Source organism: Methanoculleus sp. MH98A (assembly GCF_000691865.1).
Classification (GTDB): domain Archaea; phylum Halobacteriota; class Methanomicrobia; order Methanomicrobiales; family Methanoculleaceae; genus Methanoculleus.
The window spans coordinates 1-23923 of the sequence record NZ_JMIO01000008.1 but is presented as its reverse complement, the minus strand read 5'-3'; the positions used below and the strand labels follow the sequence as shown (position 1 = coordinate 23923).

Annotated in this window: 25 protein-coding genes and 1 pseudogene; 12 read left to right on the top strand and 14 right to left on the bottom strand. The window is 62.9% G+C overall.

The features are described from left to right. A complete protein-coding gene (locus EI28_RS01585) occupies positions 1-1212 on the bottom strand; it encodes an ABC transporter permease (RefSeq protein WP_052379634.1) in 1212 nt (403 codons plus the stop codon). Further along, positions 1209-2450, bottom strand: a complete 1242-nt coding sequence (locus tag EI28_RS01580) for a COG1361 S-layer family protein (RefSeq protein WP_231476530.1) — start codon at positions 2448-2450, stop codon at positions 1209-1211. Before EI28_RS01580 ends, EI28_RS01585 begins: the two co-directional genes overlap by 4 nt. Before the next feature lie 454 nt (positions 2451-2904). Between EI28_RS01580 and EI28_RS01575 the strand changes: the two genes are divergently transcribed. Then, a complete protein-coding gene (locus EI28_RS01575) occupies positions 2905-3105 on the top strand; it encodes a hypothetical protein (protein WP_048112095.1) in 201 nt (66 codons plus the stop codon). A 90-nt stretch (positions 3106-3195) separates the two neighbouring features. Continuing rightward, positions 3196-3858, top strand: coding sequence for a 2'-5' RNA ligase family protein (locus tag EI28_RS01570; RefSeq protein WP_155937207.1), 663 nt, complete (start codon positions 3196-3198; stop codon positions 3856-3858). A 163-nt stretch (positions 3859-4021) separates the two neighbouring features. Here EI28_RS01570 and EI28_RS01565 read toward each other — a convergent pair whose 3' ends face one another. From EI28_RS01565 to EI28_RS01555, 3 genes are all read right to left on the bottom strand, one after another. Beyond that, a complete protein-coding gene (locus tag EI28_RS01565) occupies positions 4022-6880 on the bottom strand; it encodes a M1 family metallopeptidase (RefSeq protein ID WP_048112094.1) in 2859 nt (952 codons plus the stop codon). Continuing rightward, positions 6877-7407, bottom strand: a complete 531-nt coding sequence (locus EI28_RS01560; protein ID WP_048112093.1) for a HEAT repeat domain-containing protein — start codon at positions 7405-7407, stop codon at positions 6877-6879. The genes EI28_RS01565 and EI28_RS01560 overlap by 4 nt, the downstream gene beginning before the upstream one ends. A 98-nt stretch (positions 7408-7505) precedes the next feature. Further along, a complete protein-coding gene (locus EI28_RS01555; RefSeq protein ID WP_048112092.1) occupies positions 7506-7859 on the bottom strand; it encodes a hypothetical protein in 354 nt (117 codons plus the stop codon). Positions 7860-8068: 209 nt separating this feature from the next. On the opposite strand from EI28_RS01555, the gene EI28_RS01550 reads away from it, so the two are divergent. Then, positions 8069-8554, top strand: coding sequence for an ATP/GTP-binding protein (locus EI28_RS01550; protein ID WP_048112090.1), 486 nt, complete (start codon positions 8069-8071; stop codon positions 8552-8554). Between the two features lie 42 nt (positions 8555-8596). Continuing rightward, positions 8597-9421 carry a hypothetical protein gene (locus tag EI28_RS01545; protein ID WP_052379633.1) on the top strand — a complete coding sequence of 275 codons (825 nt, stop codon included), beginning with the start codon at positions 8597-8599 and terminating at the stop codon, positions 9419-9421. A 116-nt stretch (positions 9422-9537) separates the two neighbouring features. Here EI28_RS01545 and EI28_RS01540 read toward each other — a convergent pair whose 3' ends face one another. From EI28_RS01540 to EI28_RS14645, 3 genes are read right to left on the bottom strand one after another with little or no spacing between them, the layout of a single operon-like run. After that, complete coding sequence (locus EI28_RS01540; protein ID WP_048112088.1) at positions 9538-10200, bottom strand: HAD family hydrolase; 663 nt, start codon at positions 10198-10200, stop codon at positions 9538-9540. Then, positions 10176-10871: a phosphotransferase gene (locus EI28_RS01535; protein ID WP_231476529.1), complete on the bottom strand. Its 696-nt coding sequence runs from the start codon at positions 10869-10871 to the stop codon at positions 10176-10178. The genes EI28_RS01540 and EI28_RS01535 overlap by 25 nt, the downstream gene beginning before the upstream one ends. After that, positions 10868-11113, bottom strand: coding sequence for a hypothetical protein (locus tag EI28_RS14645; protein WP_231476528.1), 246 nt, complete (start codon positions 11111-11113; stop codon positions 10868-10870). The genes EI28_RS01535 and EI28_RS14645 overlap by 4 nt, the downstream gene beginning before the upstream one ends. A gap of 115 nt (positions 11114-11228) precedes the next feature. On the opposite strand from EI28_RS14645, the gene EI28_RS01530 reads away from it, so the two are divergent. From EI28_RS01530 to EI28_RS01515, 4 genes are all read left to right on the top strand, one after another. Then, positions 11229-12116, top strand: a complete 888-nt coding sequence (locus EI28_RS01530; RefSeq protein ID WP_048112086.1) for a polyprenyl synthetase family protein — start codon at positions 11229-11231, stop codon at positions 12114-12116. 82 nt (positions 12117-12198) lie between these two features. Continuing rightward, entirely contained in the window at positions 12199-12384 is a 186-nt protein-coding gene (locus EI28_RS01525; protein WP_048112085.1) for a 2-hydroxymuconate tautomerase, read from the top strand. Positions 12385-12434: 50 nt separating this feature from the next. Continuing rightward, complete coding sequence (locus EI28_RS01520; RefSeq protein ID WP_011845016.1) at positions 12435-12782, top strand: hypothetical protein; 348 nt, start codon at positions 12435-12437, stop codon at positions 12780-12782. A 51-nt stretch (positions 12783-12833) separates the two neighbouring features. Then, positions 12834-13316 carry a DUF2124 domain-containing protein gene (locus EI28_RS01515; RefSeq protein ID WP_048112082.1) on the top strand — a complete coding sequence of 161 codons (483 nt, stop codon included), beginning with the start codon at positions 12834-12836 and terminating at the stop codon, positions 13314-13316. Here EI28_RS01515 and EI28_RS01510 read toward each other — a convergent pair. Beyond that, positions 13300-14739: an ATP-binding protein gene (locus EI28_RS01510; RefSeq protein ID WP_231476526.1), complete on the bottom strand. Its 1440-nt coding sequence runs from the start codon at positions 14737-14739 to the stop codon at positions 13300-13302. The two genes, EI28_RS01515 and EI28_RS01510, sit on opposite strands and share 17 nt — an antisense overlap. 400 nt (positions 14740-15139) lie before the next feature. On the opposite strand from EI28_RS01510, the gene EI28_RS14640 reads away from it, so the two are divergent. The 4 genes from EI28_RS14640 (at position 15140) to speD (ending at position 19552) form a co-directional block, all read left to right on the top strand. Then, complete coding sequence (locus EI28_RS14640; protein WP_231476525.1) at positions 15140-16090, top strand: hypothetical protein; 951 nt, start codon at positions 15140-15142, stop codon at positions 16088-16090. Continuing rightward, positions 16090-17481, top strand: a complete 1392-nt coding sequence (locus EI28_RS14635; RefSeq protein WP_369792234.1) for an ATP-binding protein — start codon at positions 16090-16092, stop codon at positions 17479-17481. Before EI28_RS14640 ends, EI28_RS14635 begins: the two co-directional genes overlap by 1 nt. 323 nt (positions 17482-17804) lie before the next feature. Next, positions 17805-18398: a DNA polymerase ligase N-terminal domain-containing protein gene (locus EI28_RS01500; protein ID WP_048112080.1), complete on the top strand. Its 594-nt coding sequence runs from the start codon at positions 17805-17807 to the stop codon at positions 18396-18398. A gap of 707 nt (positions 18399-19105) precedes the next feature. Further along, complete coding sequence (gene speD / locus EI28_RS01495; RefSeq protein ID WP_048112153.1) at positions 19106-19552, top strand: S-adenosylmethionine decarboxylase; 447 nt, start codon at positions 19106-19108, stop codon at positions 19550-19552. A gap of 316 nt (positions 19553-19868) precedes the next feature. On the opposite strand, the gene frhB is transcribed toward speD, so the two are convergent. The 5 genes and pseudogenes from frhB to EI28_RS14330 form a co-directional block, all read right to left on the bottom strand. Further along, positions 19869-20756 (bottom strand): coenzyme F420 hydrogenase subunit beta, encoded by an 888-nt coding sequence (frhB, locus tag EI28_RS01490; protein ID WP_048112151.1) that lies wholly within the window; start codon positions 20754-20756, stop codon positions 19869-19871. A gap of 10 nt (positions 20757-20766) precedes the next feature. After that, on the bottom strand, positions 20767-21528 hold the full coding sequence (frhG, locus tag EI28_RS01485) for a coenzyme F420 hydrogenase subunit gamma (protein WP_048112078.1): 762 nt from the start codon (positions 21526-21528) through the stop codon (positions 20767-20769). 103 nt (positions 21529-21631) lie between these two features. After that, positions 21632-22192, bottom strand: coding sequence for a coenzyme F420-reducing hydrogenase, FrhD protein (gene frhD, locus EI28_RS01480; RefSeq protein WP_048112076.1), 561 nt, complete (start codon positions 22190-22192; stop codon positions 21632-21634). 10 nt (positions 22193-22202) lie between these two features. Continuing rightward, positions 22203-23570, bottom strand: a complete 1368-nt coding sequence (gene frhA / locus EI28_RS01475; protein ID WP_048112074.1) for a coenzyme F420 hydrogenase subunit alpha — start codon at positions 23568-23570, stop codon at positions 22203-22205. 224 nt (positions 23571-23794) lie between these two features. After that, positions 23795-23923, bottom strand: a pseudogene (locus EI28_RS14330) (GTP cyclohydrolase I FolE2); the annotation flags it as partial.

Genomic DNA, 23923 nt, shown 5'->3' with positions numbered 1-23923 from the left:
TCACCCCCTGATTGCGGTGAGGATATCCTCCCGTGCAATCCGCCACGCCGGGATGTAGCCCGCCACCACCGAGACTGCAAAGAGGCTCGCGATGCTCCGGAGGATGGCCGACGCCTCCACGTCCGGGTAGACCGGGCCGCCGGGGAAGACGAGCGGGTAGGCGGTCAGGTAAGTCGTCACGGCGGCGTTCAGCCCGATCCCGGCGAGCGCCCCGACGGCGGTGATGAAGAGCACCTGGAGGACGTAGGAGTTGATGATGATCTGCTGGTCGATGCCGATTGCCTTCAAGATCCCGATCTGGCGCCGCCGGTTCACGGTGTTGATGAAGATCACGATGAAAACCACCACGATGGCGATGATCAGGCTGACGAGCGTCGAGATGGCGTTGATGATGTTGAAACTCTGGATCGCCTGCTCGACGAACCCTCCCGACTTCTCCCGGAACGTCAGGACATCCTCCTGGACGCCGTAGGAGAGGATCTCCCTCTTGTATTCCTCCTCCCTGCCGTTGACCGCGGTCTTGACCAGGATCGCAGACGCCTGGTTGTCGAGCCCGAGCACCTCGCTCATCTCGCGGGTGGTGACGAACGCCGCCGTATCGACGCCGAAAGACTGGGTCTCGAAGATCCCCTTCACCCGGTAGGTCCTTGCCAGGCCGTTCGGGTAGGCCACTTCCACCGAATCGCCGACCTCGACCCCCTGGAGTGAAGGGAGGCCCCCCTCCTCTTCTCCTTCCATCCCCGCGAGGGTCGCGCCGATGATGATGCTATCGGTATCGCCGTTTGAGAGAAACTCTCCTGCGGTCATGTATTCGGCGATCCTGGTCACCGACCGCTCGTCCTCCGGGGTTATGCCGTAGAGCGTGCTCGCGGCGTTGCGGCCCCGGTAAAAGAACGTCGCCCCGGCGGTTATACGGGGCGACGTGCCCGTAATTCCCGGGATCTGCTCGACCTTCTTCTGGAGGCTGTCCGCGTCGTCGATGTACCGGCTGCCTTCCCGGGGCTCGATGACCAGGTTTCCGACGTCGAAGTCGATTGACTGGGCGTCGAAGGTCACGACGACCCCGGAGATGATGGAGGGGAGGAAGACCAGGTTCACGAAGATGAGGGCGATGATCATGATGGTGAGGGCGAGTGTCCCCCGGCTCCCGCGCTGGATTGACTTCCATGCCAGGAACGCGGAGACCTTGATGCCTGAAAACACCGCGGTCATTCCTCCTTTCGTCGCCGGTACCAGTAGATCGCGGCCGCGACGGCGACGATGAGGACGGCTGCCGCGGCCGCAATCGTCGGGAACGGGCTTTGTTCGGTGACGACGACCTGCAGGGGCTGCCTGACCGTATGTTCGCCGTAGTCGTCGGTATACCGGACGACGAGGGTGTAGCCGAACTCTCCCGCCTCGTCGGCGTCAAGGGAGAAGATGGCGGGGCCGTCGTTCCCCGGCTCGATCGTCCCGAGGAACGCCTCTTTTGAGCCCGGGAGGGCGAGTTCCTCGATCGTCGCCCTGACCGATTCCGCATCCGCCGTTCCGGTGTTCTCCAGCCGGATCGTCAGGTCGACCGTGTCCCCGGCAGCGATCCGGGCGGGTTCGGTCCTGATGGAGGCGACGCCCATCTCGGCGCTGCCGACGACGGGGATCCCGATCGTCGCGATCTCCCTGGACGGCGCGAGATCGGCGCCCCGGTAATCGACGGTGATGAGGATCGGGGTAAGCCCGAGCGGTGCGCTCGTATCGGTATCGAAGGACAGGTTCAGGACGGTGTTTTTCCCCGCCTCGAGTTCGGGGATGTAGTAGTTCTCCGAGTTCCGCGGGGCGATCGCGCCGGAGGTTGCGTTGACGCCGACGGAGATGTCGCTCGCGGTTGCCTGGCCGTCGTTATGGATGGTCAGCGTGACGTTGAAGGGGTCGCCCGGGTCGACGGACGCCGGGACGGAGCGCTCCACCCGGAGCGCGGGCCTTTTGATCAGGGTGTGTGCGGAGTTGACGTTCACGGGGACGGGATACCGCACATTGGCCCCGTCCCGCACGCTGACCCAGACCTCCGGGAAGTAGATCCCCTCTTCGCCCGGGGCGCGAATCCGGAACGTGAGCGGAAAGGACTGGCCGGGGCCGATCTCTCCGATATCCTGGAAACTTCCGGTCATGACCTCGACGTCCGTACTGTGCAGGAGCACGCTCTCGATGTAGGCGTTCTCCTCCGTCTCCTCCGAGGTGTTCATCTCCCCGGTGCCGGGGTCAAGCCGGATGCTGAGCGGCGCTCCCGTGGCCGGCAGGGCCGTGCTCGTGAGCACCACGGTGATCGTCCCTTCGTCGCCGGGCATCAGGACGGCAGGGGTGACGGTGTAGTTGGAGACGATCACCGATGGAGCGGCCGCGGACGCCGCTGCCGGGATGAGCACCAGGATGAGAATGAGTGCGCCCGTGAAGCAACCGATCGTTTGCCTTTTCATGCCCCTCCGGGGCGCAGCCGTGGATACCTGGATCATCCCCCATCCCTCCCGGCAGATCGTCGGAGTCCTGGAGTCCCTGGTGTTTATATATAATCGTTGTGCATGGCTGCTCCCGCCTGTTCGGGGTGGTGCGTTACGCCGGGTATCGCGAAAACATTTTTATTGCCTGCACAATATATTATGCTCGGGATACGGGTGAGCCGGTACGGGATCGATTGACCGGATGCGTGACTGCAACGATACCTCCATTCGTGATGCAACGCTTCAACACCCCTCTGTACGTTCTCATACTGCCGTGCTGCTCTCCGTTCTCACTCATCAGTCCACCATTTTTTGCGATTTCTGCCGAAAGGCCGGATCTTCGCACGGGGTATCCCGGGTATAGCCTCCCGGTCATGAGCTGGCTTTATGAGCCGCCGGCGGTATACTCCGTCCACATCGTGAGGGGGAAGAGATGGAGACGACCCAATGGCTGGTGACGCTGACGTTCAGGGTGACGGTAAGCGGCGTTCGTTCGAAGGACGACTCGGTGGCTGCAGGCCTGGAACAGCTCAAACTCGGACTCTGCAGCGGAGAGGACGTTCCGATGGAGGCGAGCGTCCGAAGGATCACGAACCTCGTCGAGGAGGAGCCGATCTTCGGCGTGAGGTGGTGAGCGCGGCCGGGGCGTGTCTATGGGCGTCACGCGGCGGGGAGTGAATGTCCGGGGGAAAACGCTTTTTATCCCGCCGGTCTCTTCGGCCCCATGCATGAACTTCCCGAAACGATCGCCGTCGATGTCGTTCTCCTGCCGCCCGGCCCGATCATGGATATGGCGATCGGTGCGAACCGGACGCTGCTCGCCGGCTACCCGGACGGAGGGATACGCCTCGACAGGGATAACTGCCTTCCGCACATCTCGGTCGCGATGTTCCCGGCAAGGAGCGGGGACATCCCGGAGATCGTCGCGAAGGTGGAGCGGATTACGCGGCAGTGCTCTCCCATGGCCCTGACCATCGACGCCGTTGCAAAACACAAGAACGCGGGAGAGACCGTCTCCGTCTTTCATATCCTCCGCACGGAGATCCTCCAGCTCTTTCACAAGAGCGTGATGAACGCCCTGAAACCCTACCCGGCGCCCGTAGCCGGCCCGGAGATGTTTGCCGGGGAGGCGTCCGCCCCGTCCGTCGACTGCCTTCAGCGGTTCCAAAAGACCTCTGCGTACGAGCGCTACTCGCCGCACATCACGCTCGGGTTCGGCGACCTCCCGGAGATCATCCCCGGTATCGACTTCCCCGTCCGGTTCGAGGCGACGAAGGCCGCCGTCTGTCACCTCGGGAACCACTGTACCTGCCGCCGGATCATCGCCGGGTTCGATCTCGGTCTTCGGGCGCACGGCGATCGCGGCAGGACGGCGGCGCGCCGGTAGAAGGGAGTTACAGCAGCAGTGCTTTCACGTACGGCATTCTGCAGGCGCCGCGCCCCGAGTAGCGGTCTGCATCCGCCATCACCCGCAGGAAGACCGCACGCGGCATGAACGGCCGGCAAAGATTGCCCTTGCAAAAGTCGCGGACGTCCGGGAGACGGGTAGGTCAGGGGCCGGGTTCCCGGAGGGCCGGGATCGTTCCGTGCTCCTCCTCGTAGGCGCGGACTCCCTCCGGGGCGCCGAGGAGGAAGCGGCGGGCGTTGTTGTAGACCGCGGGGTATGCACCGGGATCGAGACCGGCGAGGAGGCCGGCGAGCACCGCGACCGCCGGCACCCGGTGGCGGGGCTCCATTTTGTCGATGAATGCAAAAGCATCGAGAGCCCGGACGGTGCTGTACTCGTTGACCGGGGCGAGCCGCCGGAGCACCTCTGTAAGGTAGTCCCGCCCCTCTTCGGTCTCGAGCGACCGCTTCCTGTTCAGCGCGAACCGCCCGTAGAGCGCCCGCTGCTGGTCGGCCTGCTCGAATGCGAAGGCGGGCGAGGACTCGATCCGCTCGAGAATGGGGACGAGGTCGTCGCAGTCGCTCCCGGCGACGGTACCGAGGAAGGACTCCCAGGCGACGGGGCTTTTTGCCGAAACGGCCGCGAACGCCTCGAGGATCTCCAGCCGTTCCGGAGCGCTGCTCTCGAGGATCAGCGAAAACGCGGCCAGCCGGTCGGTGGCGGCCGCCGCTTCCCGGAACTGGCGAAGGAGCATTTGGTGAACTTCCGGGGTGTCCCGTGTCGCGAGGATCGAGAGACAGGCGTTTTTGCGCTGCCGGTGCCGGATCGCCGCGGCCTCGCCCTCCAGGCTGCCCGGCCCGGGGGGAGCGTCTTCTGCCGCCTGCCGGTAAACGTGAAGGAGGGTCTCGCCGCCCCGGGCGGCGACGGCGGTAAGGATCGTTCTTCGGGCGTCGTGGAGTGTGCGGTAACGGTGGGCGAACCGCTCGTCCTCGACCGAGGGGAAGATGGTCAGGAACTGCCCGCCCGCCTCCTCCATGAGGGAGTCGTCGGCGAGGAGGGCGGCGCAGAGGTCGGCGAACCGGTCGGAGACGGCTGCGCCCGGTTCCTCGAGGAGCCGGAGCATCTCCCGGTCGGCGAGGGCGAGGAATGCGGTGAACCGGCCGACGACATCGGGGTCTCTCTCGACCTGGAGGTAGAGTTCGTCCTCCGGCGGCCGGTACGCCGTCTTTCCATAGAAGGAGTAGCCGCGGTTGAGCGAGAGGAACGCGGGCCGATCGACGCCGTCGAGGACGATCTCTCCGGCCTCGTCGGCGATCCGGACGGTCGTCTCCCGGATGTCCCTCCCGTCGGCGTCGACGAGCGCGAACCGGAACGGGAACTCCCGGAGACGGCCGCCGGGCGAGCGGCTCTGGCTGTAGGCGAGGGTGAACCGGCGGCTGGCAGGGTCGTACGCGGGGGTAACCGTGAGGACCGGGTACTCCTTCTCCTTCAGCCAGACCGCAGCCATCCTCCCGAAATCCTGCCCCGAGACCTCCTCCATGCAGCGCAGCCAGTCCGTCCGCGAGGCGTTCGCGTGCCGGAACCGGTCGTGGTAGCGGCCGAGCGCTTCTGCAAACGCCTCTTTTCCCATCAGCGTCTCGATCATCCTGACGAACTCGGGGGCCTTCACGTAGGTGACGCCCGTGATGAGGTCGTTCGGGTCGTTGAAACCGTCCGGCTCGATCGGCATCGACCCTGCGCCCCGGTCGAGCGTGAGCGTCCCGGCCGCCGGGTCGAGAAGGTCGAGCACGGTCTTGATGCGGGAGTAGGCCTCGCCGAAGAGGAAGGCGTGGTGCTGGTTCTCGACGTGGACGGTCACGGCCTCGTTCAGCCAGATCTCGAACGGGCTCCTTCCCGTCACCTCGGAGCCGTTCTCGTTGTGGTAGTATTCGTGGACCTTCACCCGGACCAGGTACTCGAAGGCCGGGTCGGTCGTCTCCGGCCCGGGCATGATCCGGTTTGCGGCGATCGTCGTGTTCCCGACGTTCTCCATCCCGCCGAAGTCGGAGTTCTGCATGGCGATCTCCCGGTAGATCGCCCCGGTGTAGGCATAGCCCGGCGTGATGGTCGAGATGAGGTCTTTAAGCGTCTTCCTGGTCTTTTCGAGCGCCTCAAGATCCCCGGAGCGTTTCGCCCCGTCCCGAACCCGCACGAGGCGCCACACCTCCTCGCGGGTCTCGCGGTCGCGGTACTGCGCCGGGCCGGTGAAGAGGTGGATCCACATCACCGCGTCCGCGAGGATATCGAGCGCACGCTCCGCACCCTCCGGGTCGGATCCGGGTTTTGCGAGGATTTCGAGGGAGAACATCCGTCCGTCGGGGTACTCGAACTCGCGCCGATAGGTGTCGTAGCATCCCACCCCGAGGAAGAAGAGGTAGGGGGCCATCGGGGTTCTGGTGTTCTCGTACCTCTGCACGGAGCGGCCGGGAGCGCAGGGGATCCGCGGTCCTATCGGATCCCCGTTCGATATGGTGTTCGTATACCCGCTATCCGCGACGATCGCCGTCGTGTAGGTGCACTTCGCGGTCATGTCGTCGAGGCAGGGAACCAGCCGCTGGAACCCCCACTGCTGGCACTGGGTGATCTGGGTGGGCGGCCCGCCGGGGCGTAATCCGTCGTAGTAGAGGCCTTCGAGGACGTGGCTGCTCGGCCGGCAGATCGTCTCGGTATCGAGGGTGAACCGTGTCCGGGGCGGGACGGGGGGGTCGAAGGCGACGGTGAGGAGTGCGGCGTTCCGGTCGTAGGTATGGGTGACGGCGTATCCGCCGGACTCCACGCGGAGGATGTCCAGGTCGCGGGCGTTCAGGGCGAGGGACGCGAGCGGTGCATCAAAGGTCTCGGCGGTGAGGGCGGAGACGACCCGGGTGTGGCCGTCGTAAACGTCGAAGACGAGATCCATGTGGACGACCCGCACGGGGAGCGCCGCGAAGTCCTCCGGGTAGTAGCGAAAAAGCCTCTGCTCTCCGCCTTTTTCTCCGGTCAAAATCCCGCCTCGCCGGTGATCTCGCGGAGGGCACGGCGGATCGCCGTCCTGACCTCGGGCTCCTCCTCGTCCTCGAGCGCGGTGGAGAGGGTGCCTGCCGCCCGCCGGTCGCGGAGTTTCCCGAGCGCCTCGGCGGCAGCAGCCCTGACGTCCTTCTTCCTGTCACCGAGAAGGCCGAGGAGGGGCTCGACCGCGCGCGGGTCGCCGATCTCGCCGAGAGACCAGGCGGCACCGCGCCGCGCCCACCGGTCGCGGTCCTCGAGGAGAAGGAGGAGCGGTTCGACTGCCCGCGCGTCGTGCAGTCTCCCGAGTGCCTGCGCGGCGACCCACCTGACCTCGTTCTCGCGGTCCGCGAGAGCGGCGATCAGCGGCTCGACCGCCCGCGCGTCGGCGCATTCCCCGAGCGCCTCGGCCGCCCGCAGCCGGTAGGGGGTGCTCTCGTCCGAGAGTTGCTCGATGTACTTGCCGATATTCTCCTCGCGCCGCTTTTCCCTGTCTTTCATGAGTCGTTTTACCGAGCGCTCCATCTCAATCCCTCCAGATTCTCGCCGCACACCAGATGTCGTTTACGGTATATAGCACCTGGCACGGCATCATCCCGCCCTGCCGGGGGAGGGTTCGCCGGTCACGCGGATCTTTCTTCTTCCTCGCCGACGACGTCGAACGCGGCGATCCTGTAGTTGTAATACCGCCCGTCCGGGGCGGTGAAGAAGAGGAAGACCATCAGCCCGTGCTCGTCCGAGATCCAGAGTTCGGCGTCTTCGTCGATGGTGTGGTAATCGAAGCCGAACCCGGAAAGGGCTTCCTCGATGGCGGTGTTTGCACCCATGTCCGTGACCATCTCGAACGTCGCGGCCAGGGGGTACTGCTGTTCCTCGAGTGCGGATACCTGGAGCCGGGCCTGCCTCTCCGCAAGGAAGAGATTGTCCAGGGTAGCCATGATCTCCTGCGCGACCGAATCCACCTCTTCCGGCTCCATGCCTGTACTTTTGGTTTTTCGATATATGGGTGTTGGGCGCTTGCGCCGGGAAGGGCGCAACGGCCCCTGCGGAGCCCGGGGTTGATTATTTCCCGTTTCCCGGGGCCGCAGGAAATAAATTTTCTTCACGGTGGCCGGATACGTCTTCATCCTCGCCACGGCGCCACCATAGCGAAACCCTAAAACATCCTGGTGCAGATAAAAGGCTAATGGCAGAAGGCAGACTCAAGATTGTCGTTTTCGGTTCCTTCAATGCCGGTAAGTCCAGCTTCATCCAGGCGCTCGATCCCCGCAGCCGTCACATCGAGGCGTCCTCGGAAGAGGGCCCAACGACCGTGGCATTCGATTTCGGCAGATTGACAGTGAGAGACAAGGCCGTTTTTCTCTTCGGGACGCCGGGGCAGGAGCGGTTCGAGTTTGTCCGGCAGATCCTCTCGCGGGGGATGGACGGCGCGATTATCGTCGTGGACGCCACCACGGGAGTGGACGCGATGACGAGGCACCTGTATGGCCAGCTGAAAGATCTCAAGGTGCCGCTCGCGTTCATGGCGAACAAGTGCGACAGTCCCGGCGCGGTGCCCGAGGCCGTCACCCGGGATCTGCCCGGAGAGATGGTGCATCCGATCTCCGCGCGAAACGGCGAGAACGTCCATGCGGCTCTTGACGCCTTTGTCGCGACTCTGCCCGCCAGGTAGCGATCATTTTTACTGCCAGCGGGTCGTTCTTTTCTACGGACAATGACCCGCAAAGAGACCCATATCAGGGAGGTTGCCCGGCTGTTCACGGGTTTTCTCTCGAGCGGCGACGCCGGGGATCTTCTTGCCTACCTGATCGCGGAGAGCCGTCTTCCCGGACCCCGGGCGAATCTCGAGCTTGCGGCGGCGTTTTCCGGGACCGTGCAGGAGTTTGCCGTGGCCGATCCCGACGATCTGCGGATCCTGTGGAACCTCTGCGTCGAGCTGGCCTGCGTCTCCCCGGAGGATGCTCCGACGGGCGATCCGCACGAGTTTCTGGGGTTCTGTGGTGTTCGGGGTATCGGGGCGATCGGGTCGGTATCGCCGCCATGCGCCGAGGCGGCGCTCAAGCACCTCGCGGAGGCCTCCGCCGATCCGCGGTGGCGAATCAGGGAAGCGGTGGCAATGGGGCTTCAGGATCTCCTCTCCCGGCAGCGGGATGCGGCGGTTCCGGAACTGGAAGGCTGGGTGGAGGGGGGTTCCTGGCTTGCCATGCGGGCCGCGGTCGCGGGGATTGCCGAGCCGGATCTCCTGGCCGAACCCGACCTCGCAGAGACAGCGCTCCGGTTCCACCGGAAGATCTTGATCCGCGTCTACACCGCGAAAGAGCGGCAGTCCGAGGCTTTCCGCGCGCTTCGAAAGGCGCTCGGTTACACGCTCAGCGTGGTCATCGCCGCCCTTCCCGCGTTCGGCTTTGAGTACCTGCGGCAACTTGCGACCCTCGACGATCAGGATATCCAGTGGATCGTGAGAGAGAACCTCACAAAGAAGCGGCTCGAGAAGCAGTATCCCGAGACCGTGCAGCACATCCGGGCGCAGCTGGCGTAGAGCATGACCGGGAGGAGGATATGGCCCGGGCCGGGTGCGATCACCCGCCGTTTTTCGTCTATTGTGGAGGTCCATCGCACCCCGGCTCTTGAAACCCGTGTCTGGGTCCGCAACTTTTAGACTCCGTAGCGCTCCCACGCCTCCTCGACGTGCAGCGCCTGCATCCCGAATCTCCGGGGAGCATCGACGTCGTTCTCGGCGTTGTCCCCGATGAAGAGGACTTCGGGAGCGGAAAGCCTCATCCGCTCAAGCGCCGCCGCGTATATCCGGTCATCCGGCTTCTGGTAGCCGAGATCTGAGGAGAAGATGACGAAGCCGAGACGGTCGTAGAGCCCGAGCGCCCGCATCTCGCGCTCCGAGAAGACCCGCTGCCCGTTCGAGACGACCCCCGTCTTCTTTGCGCCGAAGAGGTCGAGCAGCTCCCTGGTCCTCTCGATGACGCCGAGACGCCGGAGCGATGCGGCCCGGAACGCCCGGGCGGACTCGATGCCGAGCCGCTTCGTGTCGATCTTCCAGACGGCATGTTCGGCGCAGATGCCGGCAAAGACCTCCTCGACCCTAACCTCGGGGTGGGGCTCCCCGGTCAGCTCGATCGCCTCCCTGACCCCGCCGGTGTAGAGATCCTGCAGGTCCTCGGGAGCGATCCTGACCCCCTGGTAGATGAGCCATCGCGAGAGGCACCGGTAGGTCTCGATATCCCGCTCGTCGGTCAGGACGTCGATGAGCGTCCCGTAACAGTCGAAGAGAACTCCCGTTACCGGTGGATCGCGCCGAGACATGCCTCCGCCTCCGCTAAAAGCCAGTCGCGTTCCGCCGCCCGCCAGGGCAGCCGTGCGATCCTGAGGTGCCCGAGCGCCATGAAGAAGGGGAGGACGGCGGTATGGTGCCGGAACTCCTCTTCACTACGGCTGTAGTGCCAGAGCAGGTGGCCGATGTAGTCTTCGGCAGTCGAGATGCTCCCGCCCGATGCCCTGAGTTCCGCGGCCAGGATGCCGAGGTCGCGAACCGGGTGGGTGTGGTTCCGGGCCCCTTCGAAGTCGATCGCACAGACCCCGCCGTCGAAGAGATAGTTGCTGAGCGTGGCATCGCCGTGGACCGTGCATCCCTCCCGGTCGAGCCGCGTACTGTGCCACCACGCCCCGAGCAGGCGGTCGAACCGCTTCCTCCGGGAACCCGGGAGGTTGTTCTGGTCGAGAATCGCGTGGAAGTAGGCGAAATCGCGTTCCCGTTTGCATGAGGTTCGAGTGCCGTCGTGGAGCCGGCGGAGCAGGTGTGCGACGCCGGTCAGGGGGTTGTACAGGGATGCCCCCGCATCGAGGAGTTCCCGCAGGGTCGGGCCCGGGACGTACTCGGTCACGAGGACGGATTTAAACCGGCTGTTCGTGGCGATGGCATGGGGGACGCGGATCCAGCCGGACACACGGCGGAGCCGCGAAAACTCGTTCTTCATCGCCGCATCTGCGTTGTAGCGGGTTCTCGCACCGGTCGCGCGCCGAAGAATTTGCCGACTACAGTCAATCCCGTTCCGGGAAACTCGTACCGGCAGACGAGATGCGATGCAGGCTCTACCCGATAGACCCGGGTTTTGCCGTGCCACCCGGCCAATCGGTCGGCGAGGACTTCCGCGAGCCAGTTCCCGAACGCATCGTCGGCCTTCAGGTATCCTTTCCTGGTGATCAACTGCCGTACCACCGGGAGGTCCTGAGGTTCTGCAGGGCAATGAAGATGCCCCCGGCACCAGACCCACACCTTTTTACCATCCGGACGTCTTAACCGGGTGCACCGGCATCGGCGTGGGGGATGAGCCATGATACCGTTTCGCGAATTTCTTGAGAAGATCCGGCCTGTCGTCGACCGCCGGATCGCGGAGACGGCAGGCGGCGAGGGCGAGATCGACTCCGCTGTCTTCTCTCTCCTCTCGAAGGGAAAGCGGATGCGGGCAGGACTCCTTCTCTACATCCACGCCGGTCTCGCCCGCACGGCGGCACCCACCCGACAGGCACTCGACCTCGCCTGCGCCGTCGAGCTCGCCCACGCCGCAAGCCTCATCCTCGACGACATGCTGGACGGGGATACCGCCCGACGGGGCGTTCCCTCTCTTCACCTCACCCGGGGGGAGGGGCGGGCGGTTCTCGACGCCGTCGGCATCCTCGCCCTCCCCTACGCGCTTGCCGCTCCTTACGGTGCCGGATACGTGACGATGCTTGCGTCGGCCCAGCGGAAGATGGCCCGGGGCGTGGCCTGGGAGATGCTCGGGGGGCCGGATCTCCCGGCGGCCGAACTCTACGACGCGATCATCGCCAGAAAGACGGGGTGCCTCTTCTCGCTCGCGGCCGCCTGGGGTGCCATGGTGACGGGGAAGGAGGATGCGGTCGTCGCTGCGTTCGGCGAGTTCGGCCTCGCCGCCGGGAAGGCGATGCAGGTCGCCGACGACATCGCGGATCTCCGTGCACCCGGTGCGGGGGTCCGGGCCTCCCGGCCGGGGTCGGAGGCGCTCCTCCTCCGGTGCGTCCCGGGGAATAACGGAACCCGGCAGGCGCTTGGACGGATTCTCGAGCGGGAGGTGAGCGGTGCGGCCGCCCGGATCGCGAACGCCGGACGGCGGCGGGTGCCGCCGGAAGCGTGGGAACCGTTCGGGCAGGCGGTCAGGGATATCGTGGGGCTCACGATGGCGGGAGAAGTGCCTGCCGGGTGACGGCACGCCGTTCCCGATTCCCTGTTTCGAGACGTTTGCGCAACGATAAATACCGCTCCGCCCTACACTCTTTTGAGAGATCATGCCGGTAATAACCATTCGTATGGCAGAGGGTCGGACGCTTGAGCAGAAACGGATACTCGCAGACGAGATCACCGCCGCGGTCACGAAGACGTTCGGCGTCGACCCACAGGTGGTCACCATCTTCTTCGAGGAACTCAAGACCGAGAGCATCGCCCGGGCAGGGAAACTCCTCTCGGAGTCGTAGCTGCCGAATACTTTTTTGCTAAAAGACGCCTCCCGTGAACGGACGGAGCCATGGCACGCGAACTTGACGAGAGGGACTTTGCCATCCTGAGAAAACTGGCCCCCGAGTACAGCGGTGTCCTCTGCCCGGAGTCGGGCCACGAGTTCCACTCGATCCTCCCGCCGGTCTCCAACCACATCGCAGCGGACGAGGAGGATTTTGCGGAGCGAGTCGCCCGGCTCTCGGACGAGGACTGGGGGTACCTCGCCGACCAGATCCTCGCCGGCCGGGAGGACCTCGGGTGCATGCCCGAAGAGGATATCGAGACCGTTCTCGTTCGCATCCGTGAGGCGGTATCGGAGGAGGCGGCCGGGAGGGTCGAACGGCTCTACCACCTCTCCGGGTGCGGGTTGCTCTAAGGATTGGCCGCATCCGGAAACGGTATATGGCCCGACGACAACCAGACCCTTATGGAATTAAAAGAGCAACTTTCCGGCGTCCCCGGGATGCTCCGGCCGTTCAAGGCATACCTCAAGGAGGCAGGGCTCGAAGAGGGCGATCAGGTCGTCTACTACGGCTGCCCCGGCACCTGCACCCCTTTCATCGAACTCCTGGGGTTCGCCGTCCGGGATCTCCCCCTCGAGCAGGTCTACGTGCCGTACATGAACGAGGCGGCGGCGAAAGCGGTTCGCCCCGTAGAGGGTGTCGGGATGCAGGTCTCCGGCGATACGGTCAGCCTCGACCCGAAGGTGATCGTCCTGATGGGCGGGCTCTCGATGCCGGGCGTCCCGGTCGAGAAAGAAGCGGTGCAGTCGGTCGTCGCCGCCCATCCCGGGGCGAAGGTCGTGGGCATCTGTTTCATGCAGATGTTTGAGAAGATGGGCTGGCTCGACGCTCTTGATTTCGACCTGATCATCGACGCCGCCATCGACCCGGTCAAGGTCTGGCAGTGACTATCCGGCAGGCCGCCGGCGGTGCGGGGGAGGCCGGCGGCTCCCGTGTCCGGCCCGGCCGGGGGAGGGTGAACCGGAACGCCGCGCCGCGTTCGGGACGCCCCGGAACCCGGTCGTCGACCCATACCCGCCCGCCGTAGCGTTCGATCAGGGTGCGGGTGATGTAGAGCCCGAGCCCTTTCCCGCTCCTGCTGCTCGTTCCCCGCGCAAATCGGGTGAAGAGGATTGGCTTGACCGTATCGGATACTCCCGGCCCGGTATCCTCGATCGAGACCAGAACTTTATCGCCGCTCTCTTCGACATTGACGGCGATCTCGACTCCCGGATCCCCGAACTTGATGCTGTTGCCGATGAGATTTGCAAAGACCTCGGAGAGAAGGCCGTCGGCCATGACCCTGGCCGCCGTTCCCCTGTAGGCGATCCGGGCACCGGGATGGTGGGCGATCTCGGTCCTGACGACAGCGTCGAGGTCGACGGGCTTCGTCGCCGTCTCATGGGAATGCAGCCTTCTTATCGTCGTGACGTTCTGGATGATCTCGATGCTCCGGCCGACGCCGGCTCTGAGTTTTCGGATCATCTCCTGTTCCCCCCCGTCGAGCGTCGCCTCGAGCAGGTCGGCATACCCGAGAGCGACGGCGTTCGCGTTGTTGATATCGTGCGCCATGATGTCGAGGTAGAGGTTTGCCTCGTCATGGGCCTCCCGCATCTCCTCTTCGGCGCGGATACGATCGGTGATGTCGGCTCCCGACCCGATTATCCCGATCGACCGGCCGTCGTCGCCGGTAAGCACGGTGTCCTGCCACGCGAGGATCAGTTCGTCGCCGCTCCGCGTGACGACAGGGTGCTCCCGCTGCCCCGGCAGGGCGGTTTTCCGGGCAATCGACTCGGTAAAGACCTGCCGTCGCGCCTCCCGGAACGCTCCGGGAACAACCGTTTCGAACCAGTCTTTCCCGAGCAGTTCCTCTTCCCGGTAGCCGAGCAGTTCGCACCCGTGACGGTTGATGAGCCGGATGGTATGGTCGGTGCCGATGACGACGAAGAGGACGCCTGCCACGTCCAGGTAACGCTGTACGAGATCCCTCTGTCTCTTCAACTCCTGCTCCCGCCCTTTGAGCTGCTCGGAGAGGGACGCGACGACGAAGGCGATGACGACGAACATCAACGCGCGTCCGTAGTCGTTCAGGGTCAGGAGTTCGGGCCGATAAAGGAGGCTGCTGATGACGACGAGCCCGCCGAGAAAGATGGCGACCAGTATGCTCCGTTTCTCCCACCAGAGCGCGGTCAGGATGATCGGGATGTAGAAGAAGTGCGAAAAGACGGTCCCGAGCATCAGGATGGCGTGGAAGTAGTAGGTCAGGAAGACCGATATTGCGAGGAGTGCTATGACGATGATCACTCGCTGGTGTTCGGTAAGGGTAGTCACGGGGTACCACCTCGGCAGGGGAATATATAATCGCAATAATATATAAGTGTAAGTATGAACAATGCCCCGGGATTCCGGCGAGTTGTCGGAAATCAGGGTTTATGTGGCGATTTTTGAGGGGGTTGGAAACAGGAGATCCGCCGGGTTATGGCCGCCGCCTCTCCCGGAGGGATGCAACGGAGCGCTTCCCCGGTACGGGAGCATTCTGCCGGATGCGGCCGGTTTTCTGCAAACTGCCTATGTTTAATAGGTCGTAGAGCGAAACTATTCCAACTACCCGCTTCACTGATGCGGCCGCCCGCAGGGCCGCGTCGCGTGACGCGGTATCGTGCAGCGCACCGTGCCGTCACCGGCCGGGAAAGCCCGGCACCACGAGAAGAACGCACCCTCTGGTGAACCCGTGTCAACAGACCTTGCCAAAGCACTCAAAGCCACAGGCTATGCAGATGCCGAGATTCCGGCCCTGATGAAGTCATTCCCTCCCGCCGTCACCGAGTACCTGCGGGACTTCCGGCTGCAGGAGGTTCGCGACATCGTCGAGACGCTCCTCTACATCTACATCGCCCAGAACAGCGCGTCGTCCCGCGGAGAAGGGGCGGGCGTGGTCGAACAGAGCTGTTACGCCTACACGTCCGGGCCGCTCTTTGCGCTCAGACAGGTCGATCTTATCGAGTCCGCCTCCTGGCACGGCACGACGGTGTTAACGGCGACTTCTACCGGCGAGGCGATAGCCCGGCCGCTGATGGAGGCACGGCTCCGGGCGCTGGACATCGAGAGTCTCGCCCGCGAGATCCACGAGATCGTCCCGGCGCTTCTCGCAGGGACCGTGAAGGGATCGTTCGTCAACAAGACCTTCCCGTCCACGCTCCCCCGCACCGAAGAGACGTTCATCAGTTTCCTCCTCAACAACAGTCCGGGCCTCTTTCTCGAGTGCGAACGGTTCGCCTCCCGGCTCAGGGCCGCCAGGTGCGCGGTTCTCGCCTACGCCTACGATCTCGACGCCGCAAAGGCCGACGGCGTCGTCTACACCTTCCCGCCGGAGTTCGCGTACATCCTCAAGGGGGTGCTCGAACGGATCGATCCGGCGATCAGGGAGCACTACGACATGCTCCTCGAGTCGTTCTACTCGACGTTCACCGTTCTGCGCTACCTTGCCTGCGGCGAGGACTACGACCGTATCCGCGCATCGCCTGCCCACCGCCGCGAACTCGCAGGGTGCTCTCGGAACTCGACGACGCGATCTACGTTCTCGAGGGGGTGCGCGAGGAGGACGGGGTCGACCTCGCCCGGTTCATCGTCAAGGACCGCAACCTCTACGATACGCTTCTGCGCGACCTCGAACAGGCGCTGATGGCCGAGGTCGCCGAGAAGATCGTCATCGATGGTTCCGCCCCGGCAGCGGAGCTTTCCTCCCTCACCCCGGAGGAGCCGTCTCCCGCCGCGGAAGAGATCCCGGTCGGAACACCCGCACCCGCGGCCGAGGAGGAGGAGTGGGAAGAGTTCGTCTTCCCCGACGAAGAGGAGGAAGAGGAGATGGAGGAACCGCTTCCGATCACGCCGCCGCCCGCACGCCGGCGTGCCGTCCCGTCCCCCGCCCCCTCCTCAAATGCCGTCTTTGTGGAACGCCGTTCCGCCGAACCGTCACACGTCCCGGCAGGAGTACCCCGGTCAGGGGGGTTCGACGTCTTCCTCGGGCATGCGCAGGACGGGCAGCGGGTTAACTGGTCGCCCGGCCAGCTCAACAACGGCCACATGATCATCCTCGGCGGTTCGGGCGCCGGCAAGACCGAGACGATCCGGTGCGTCGCGTCAGAACTCGCGGCAAAGGAGATGCCGGTCGTCCTGATCGATTTCCACGGCGACATGGCCGCGAGCAACGGGGATATCCGGTCGTACAAGATCCGCGAGGGCGGTGAGTACTACTTCAACCCGCTGGAACTCGACCCCGATATCGACGAGATCACCCCGCTCCGGGCGACCTCGGACTTCGTCGACGCCATCTCGATCAACTTCCCGACGCTCGGCATCCAGCAGCGCCGGAAGATCAAGAACATCATCAAGGACTGCTACCGGATGTCCGGGATCACGGGGAAGACCGAGACCTGGACACGGGTGCTCGACTTCGACGACATCGAGGGCGAGATTATGAACTGCGAGGACGAGGCGATCCCGGCCTACCTCGAGGACATCTTCGACTACAAGCTCTTCTCGGGGGAGGAGAAGATCTCGATCCCCACGATCCTCTCCGGCGGGATCACCCACATCAACCTAAACGCCCTCCCGGAGAACCTGCGCTACCTCTTCGCAGACCTATTCCTCCGGCGGATCTACTATACCCTCCAGGCGACGGGCGAGATCCCGCGCGGGACGGAGGACGAGCGGGCGAAGTTCCGGCTCTTTGTGATCGTCGACGAGGCGAAACTCCTGGTGAGCCAGAAGAGCGGTTCGAAGACCTCGATCAAAGCGGTCCTGAACAAGTACGCCACCGAGATGCGGAAGTTCGGGGTCTCGCTGATCCTCGCGTCGCAGCTGATCGCCCACTTCAACGAGGAGATCCTCGCAAACATCGCCGTGAAATTCTGCATGCGCTCCGAGAACAAGAAGCAGGCCCAGGAGAACGCCAAGTTCTTCGAGGTGAGCGAGAAGGATCTTCTCAACTTCCAGCCGGGGGAGGGGATCCTGATCATCGGTTCGGAGAAGATGAACGTCAGAATCGTCCCCGCGTCCGAGCGGAACCATTAGTGAAGCAGTGCACGTTGCTCCGGTGATTCCCAATGCGCGGGGAGGATTGTCATCTCTCGCGAAGTGCGAGCCGCGAGGGACGGTAGAGGGTTATCTGTAACTCCCTTCGCGGCTTCGCGTTCTTCGCGTGAGGCCATATCATCGCTTATAAACCGTTAACTCACGCGAAGCCGCGAAGAACGCGAAGACCTGTTTGGTTAACGAGTTGCCCCGCTTCGTGCGAGGGGGGTCGCTGGCTTGACCTCCGGGTTTTTCCTCGGAGGCTCCAGCGAAGCACCGGGACCGGGAAAACTCTTATCTCCCGGCAGCGCCGGAGTTCTGGTATGGCCGGCCCTGACACGCTTGATGAGTATCGCGAGAAGAGGGATTTTGCCCGGACGCCGGAGCCGCCGGGTGAACGGGAGGTTTCCTCCCGTCCCATCTTCGTCATCCAGAAGCACGCAGCGACCACGCTCCACTACGACTTCCGCCTGGAGGTCGATGGGGTGCTGAAGTCCTGGGCGGTTCCGAAAGGGCCGTCAATGAGCCCGAAGGAGAAGCGTCTCGCCGTGCCGACGGAGGATCATCCGCTCGACTACGCCGATTTCGAGGGCGTCATTCCGGAAGGAAGTTACGGTGCGGGAACGGTTCTCGTCTGGGACCGGGGAACCTACCAGAACCTCACCGAGAAGGAGGGGGAGAGGATCGGGGTTGCCGAGGCCCTCCGGCGGGGCCACGTGTCGTTCCGGCTGGAGGGGGAGAAGATCCGGGGCGGGTACGCTCTCACCCGCTTCAGGACCGGGAAAGGCGAGGCCTGGCTGCTCGTGAAGATGGACGATGCCGAGGCCGACCCCGGCAGAAACCCGGTCGCGACGGAGCCCCGATCGGTCGTCTCCGGGCGATCAGTCGAGGAGATCGGGGCGGGGAGGCAGGAGTGACGGGCGAGCCGCCGCGGAGGAGGAGGCCTCCCGATATCCCGGCGGAGATGGGGGAGTTCATCTGCCCGTTCTGCGGCAGGCGATACCCCACGCATGAAGATCTGCATGCACACGTCCGGCGTGCGCATCGCTCTCCTCCGGAGTTCCGGTGATTCGGCCCGGTTGCGGCAGGTCGTGCCCGGAGGCCCGGCGGGGTGCGTGACGGGAGGCCGGGGGTGCGCGTTGCCCGGCAAAGATGGCCTGATTTCAGATGCCGGGAGAGGGGTTCCGTAGTCGTCGCCCGGCTGCTTTTCGGTCGGGATCGAGACCGGTGCGAGGGCGGATATTTCCTATCTCCGACTTATTGGTTTTTCCCATCCGAAATGATATCGGGAAGCCGTGCCGAAAAAAGATCTGTCTTTTAAGGCCCCTTCTGCCTGAAAACCCCCGGAGCAAAGTCCGTGGAAAAAATTTCCGGTCAGGGGATATTCATACTTGGTATGAATCTTGTATTGGTTTTTGACTACTAAATGACGAATTGGTCGAGTAAAGCCACCGATTTAAAAATCTGTCAATAATGTGCCTTAGAATTTAGGATACCCCGGAATTGCTCACGCCTAACCGGGAAATAAGGGCTATTTTTCATTAGCAGCATGGATAAGTTTAAAATCAGAACTATCAAAATCTACAGAGATCATTCGATCAGAGTTTGTCTCGAAGGTGAGATCATGGCTAGTAAAGTAATGGCAAACAACGCTGCTGCAAGCAACGTTATGGCAGAGACCGTAAGCGACGTAGAGATCGTTGCACAGTTCAAACAACGCGGGTGCTGGGGGCTGTACACGAGCGTGGACCTGAAGGGGTGCGATCCGGCAACGATCAGGGACGCAGAGAAGATCCACCGGTTCATCGTCGAACTGTGCGACCTCATCGACATGAAGAGGTTTGGCGAACCGCAGATCATCCACTTCGGCCCGAACGAGAGGGTCGCAGGGTTTTCCATGACCCAGCTCATCGAGACATCGCTCGTCTCCGGTCACTTCGCGAACGAGACCAACGCGGCCTACCTCGACATCTTCAGCTGCAAGGAATACGAGCCCGCGAAAGCAGCGGAGTTTTGCAGGGACTTTTTTGGAGCAGAATCGGTAACGTATCAGGTACTGTTCAGGGACTGAATACGAACATACTACCCGGAAGAACACTTCAGCGTAACGTATGACGGCAGAGAGCACCTGCCATCTCTCGCCGGTCTGACCGGATAACCGCGGCGGGGGGCGATCCCCCCATCGTTTTTTTCAAAGATGACGGCCCGGACGTCCGGTTACAGATGCCCTGCCTCTACGTGAGGGCCTGATTTGTCCCCGGGATCGGCCTTTTTCTTTAGGCAGCTTGACCGAGGTTGGGCGACTGATTTCACATAAACCCGGTAAAACTCAGCCGTCGGAGATATCCGATTGAGGGGAGGCCGAACCGACCGAAAAAAAGAGTGTTTCAGGGAGTCTCGTAGGGGTTCCGGAGACCTTTGGCGGTTCCGTCCGCCTTGAGACCGAACGTCTTACGAGCGTCCACGTTCTTCTGGTTCTTCGTGATCTTCTCGGTGGCGAGTTTCGTCACGAGATCGAGGCCGGGCTTGACCTGGTCCATCGGCTTGGTCTCGAAGAGATCGGCGGCGATCGCGCCGTCCCAGACCGCGTTACCCTTCATGCTCCGGACGAAGACCGTGCTCCAGCCGTCGGGGCTGCCCACGGAGCCGCTGGAGATGTCGGCGAGGTTCGCGACGTAGTCCAGGCAGACGTTGCAGCCGGGCTGCACGTACTTTGAAAGCAGCTTGAGCGGCATCTGGCTGACTGCACCGCGCTCGGTGTAGACAGTGAACTTGCCCTTGCCGATGTCCATCTTCTTGACGGACTCCATCTTCTGGTTGCAGTGGTCCTCGACGATTGCCTCGAGCGCCTGGTAGGAGAGGTTCTCCATGCAGAAGATGCCGAGCGCGAGGGCGATCTTGTCGTCGACGTCGCGCATGCCGATCGGATAGAGCTGAGCCTTCCGGACGGCCTGCATCTGGCAGGGCGTGCCGACGATACCGACGCGGTCGAGACCGTAGCTGCGAGTCGCCTCCTTGATCAGGTTGAGGTTCGGGCTGATGGTGTAGCGCGTTCCGGCAGCGGCCAGAAGTTCGGCCTTCGTGGTCGCGACCACGGGCTCCGGCTTCCAGGGCTCGTCGCCCGGACCTGCGACGATGGCACCGTCGATGATACCCTCTTCGAGCGCATACGCGAAGAGCGTCGTGATGATGCCGCCGTCCTGGGACTTCTTTGTGATGTCCTTGTCGGTCGAGCGTGCCGAGATTACGGACTTGTAGTTACCGAGTACGTCCATCTTCCTCACCTCACTGCATGGCTCCATTGATGGCATCCATGATGCCCTCGTAGTTGTTCATGACGTCGAAGTTGAACCAGCTCCTGGGGCACTGCGCGTAGCAGGCGCCGCACTTGATACAGAGGTCGCGGTTCACGTTCGGCTTACCGTACTCCATGGTGATGGCACGGACCGGGCAGGTGCCGGCGCAGGTTCCGCATCCCATGCAGAGGCCCTGGTTGATGACATCATACAGCAGGTCGCAGCCGCATGCCTCGTTGCCGCGCTGTGCAAGCTGCATCAGCGGCGTCAGGTAGGCGGTCGCGAGGTTCTTCTGCTCGTCGTTGCCGCGAAGCAGCAGGTAGGCCATGACGGCGACGTTCCTGACTTGCTGGGGGCACGGGGGACACGACGGGATGTAGAGGTCGACATCGACGACTTCGCTGATCGGCACGTACGCCTCGTGACCGGGCTGGTTCCACTGACCACCGCGGGAGAACCGGGTGATGTTGCCGTAGGCCGCGCAGCCGCCGTAGGCGACGAGCACCTTCGACTTCGCCCTTGCTTCCTTCAGTTCTTCTACCGAGGTCTTGTCGTTCAGACAGCACGAACCTTCGACCAGGCACACATCCATCTCGGGGACGTGGCGCACGTCGACCAGAGTCAACGCGTAGACCAGGTCCGCGTAATCATCGAGCAGCTTGAAGAGACCCTCGTAGTTATCCGCAAGCGTAACGAGGCATCCCGTACATCCGCTCAGGTGTAATTCACCTATCGTAATCTTTTCTGCCACAGGCTTTTCCTCCTTTTGTACAACTTCCACCTTTTCTTTTACAATCACATCAGAGGGCTTCACCGCGGGCTTCGCCTGCGGCTGGGTTGCCGCCGGCTGCCCCTCAGGTCTTTTCTCCGGGGTTCTCCCCGGCATCTCCGGTGGTTTCTCCCGGCGACGCCCAAAGATGCGTTCCTTGATGGTTGATAGTAGCCCCATATTCTACCCCAATTTCTTCCAGCACGATACGCACTGTTTTGGGAATGGCACCCTCAACCTCCTCAGTGAGCCCCAGTTCATACTCATGGCTCGCGACACGCTTGGGCTGGCACCCGATGATCGTGATATCGATGATGTCTTTCAATCGCTGTAGTGGCTCTGAGAGATCCCACGAATGGGCATCCCGGTAGGCGCCCGGCGGCAGGTCCTCGGGCCGGAGTTTCGTCACATCACCGGGGTTAGCGCCGAAATCGGCGATATCGATGATGATCAGCTTCTTCACTGGCACCTCCGCATCTCCCATCAATGTAAAGAGGAAGTGAGGGGCGCCAAGGCCGGCATCGATCACCTTGACGTTGTCGGGCAGTTGTAGTTTCTTGAGTTCCTCGACGACTGCAGGGCCGAATCCGTCGTCTGCATAGAGGGGATTGCCGCACCCTGCGATCACGATCTCACGGAATAGCATGCGTGTACGCTCACTGAATGAGTTTCTGGGCCACCAGTCTCTTGTCTTCGTCAATCACCAGCATGTGCGTCGCACAGGAGACACAGGGGTCGTATGCACGCATGATGACTTCCGCAAGCCGCCAGGGTGCACCGGTCAGTGCACGGCTGCAGGTGGGGAAGTTCCAGGTGGTCGGGACGAGCAGCGAGTAGTACTGCACGCGGCCGTCCTTGACCCGGGCGAGGTGGACGTCGGTTCCACGGGGAGCCTCGTTCGCGGCCCATCCGAGGGATCCGTCACCCTGCGGGATCTTGTCGGCAACCACCGGCCCGGAGGTGTTGAGCGCGTCCACGGCGTCTAGGATGCCGTACATGGTGTCGGGGAACTCCATCTGACGCGCGATCTGCAGGCCCATGGCTCCCTTCTCGTCGTAGTTCTTGAACTGGACGAGACGTGCACGCGGTCCGACCTCGATCGGCTGGCCGTCATAGAGCGGGACGCCGGTGCAGGCCTCCATCTGGGGCCAGGCCTTGTTTCCTACGGGGGTGGTGCCGCCGATCGGGTAGTTCGGGTCGGCCTCGCTGATCTCGACCTCACCCATGTACCAGTCCCAGGGGCGGACTTCGGTGAACCGCTCGGGGAACCAGGTGGGGTTCGCATCAAGGCTCGAGCTGCCGTACATCGGCGCGGTGGCCATGTAACCCTGTCTGTGGTAGCCGAGGTCGTCGGGGATCTCGACTTCGACGCCGCCGACTTCGGTGGTGCCGCGTGTCTGGAAGTCCCGGAAGACGGAGATCATAAACTCCATGTGTTCCTGGGCCAGGAGCCGGCCTTCCTTCGCGAGGTCGTAGATCTTGGCCTTCGCACGCGGGGTGATGTTCTTGTAACATCCGCCGACGCGGGGGTTGCTTGGGTGGATGGCCTCTCCGCCGACGATCTCGCCGATGGTCTGGGCGATCTCACGGAGCCGCTGGATCCTGAGAGCAGCGCTCCTGACCGGTTCTTCCTTGGTGAACGGGTTGATCTTTACGTCGGTTCCGGGGATGTGCATGTCCGGGAGGGACAGAATGTTATGAAGGGCGTGGCTGTGCGTCCTGTTGGCACACTGCAGGATGTAACGCAGCAGTTTTGCGTCCTCGGGAATCTCGCACCCGATGGATGCTTCCATCGCCTCAACGCCCGCCAGGGTGTGCGCGATGGGACAGATACCGCAGACACGCGACGCGATCTTTGGAACCTGCTCCATCGTCTTGCCGATGGCGAGTTTCTCGATACCCCTCACCGGGGTGATGCTGAGCCAGTCTCCACGCTCGACGATGCCGTCATCATTGACCTGCATAACGAGCTTTGAATGGCCTTCATGTCTCGTAGTTGGGGAAATCTCTACAACTTTCGACAAATATATCGCCTCATTCCGATATTATGGTGTTCTGAACACTATACTGGTGTTACCACACAATTCTGTACTGAAAACGTACGCGAGTACGTCAACAAGGGTTATGAAGAAAACAGAGTTTATATCTTTCGCTTCAGGACACTCTCTAATATTACGATGTTGTAAAAGAGTAGTACTTAATATCAGAATATCCGGGTCCCGTATAAAAATGTGAAATTATGCCGGATTTACAGTGTGCCTTTGTCCATCTCCGAGACGAGTTCGGCTATCGTTGCCTTTCGCTCTGCGTATGCATTATGCTGGTGGATGCTCTCCTCGTTCGTCTGCTTGATAGTGACTACGGAGTCTCCGGGCAG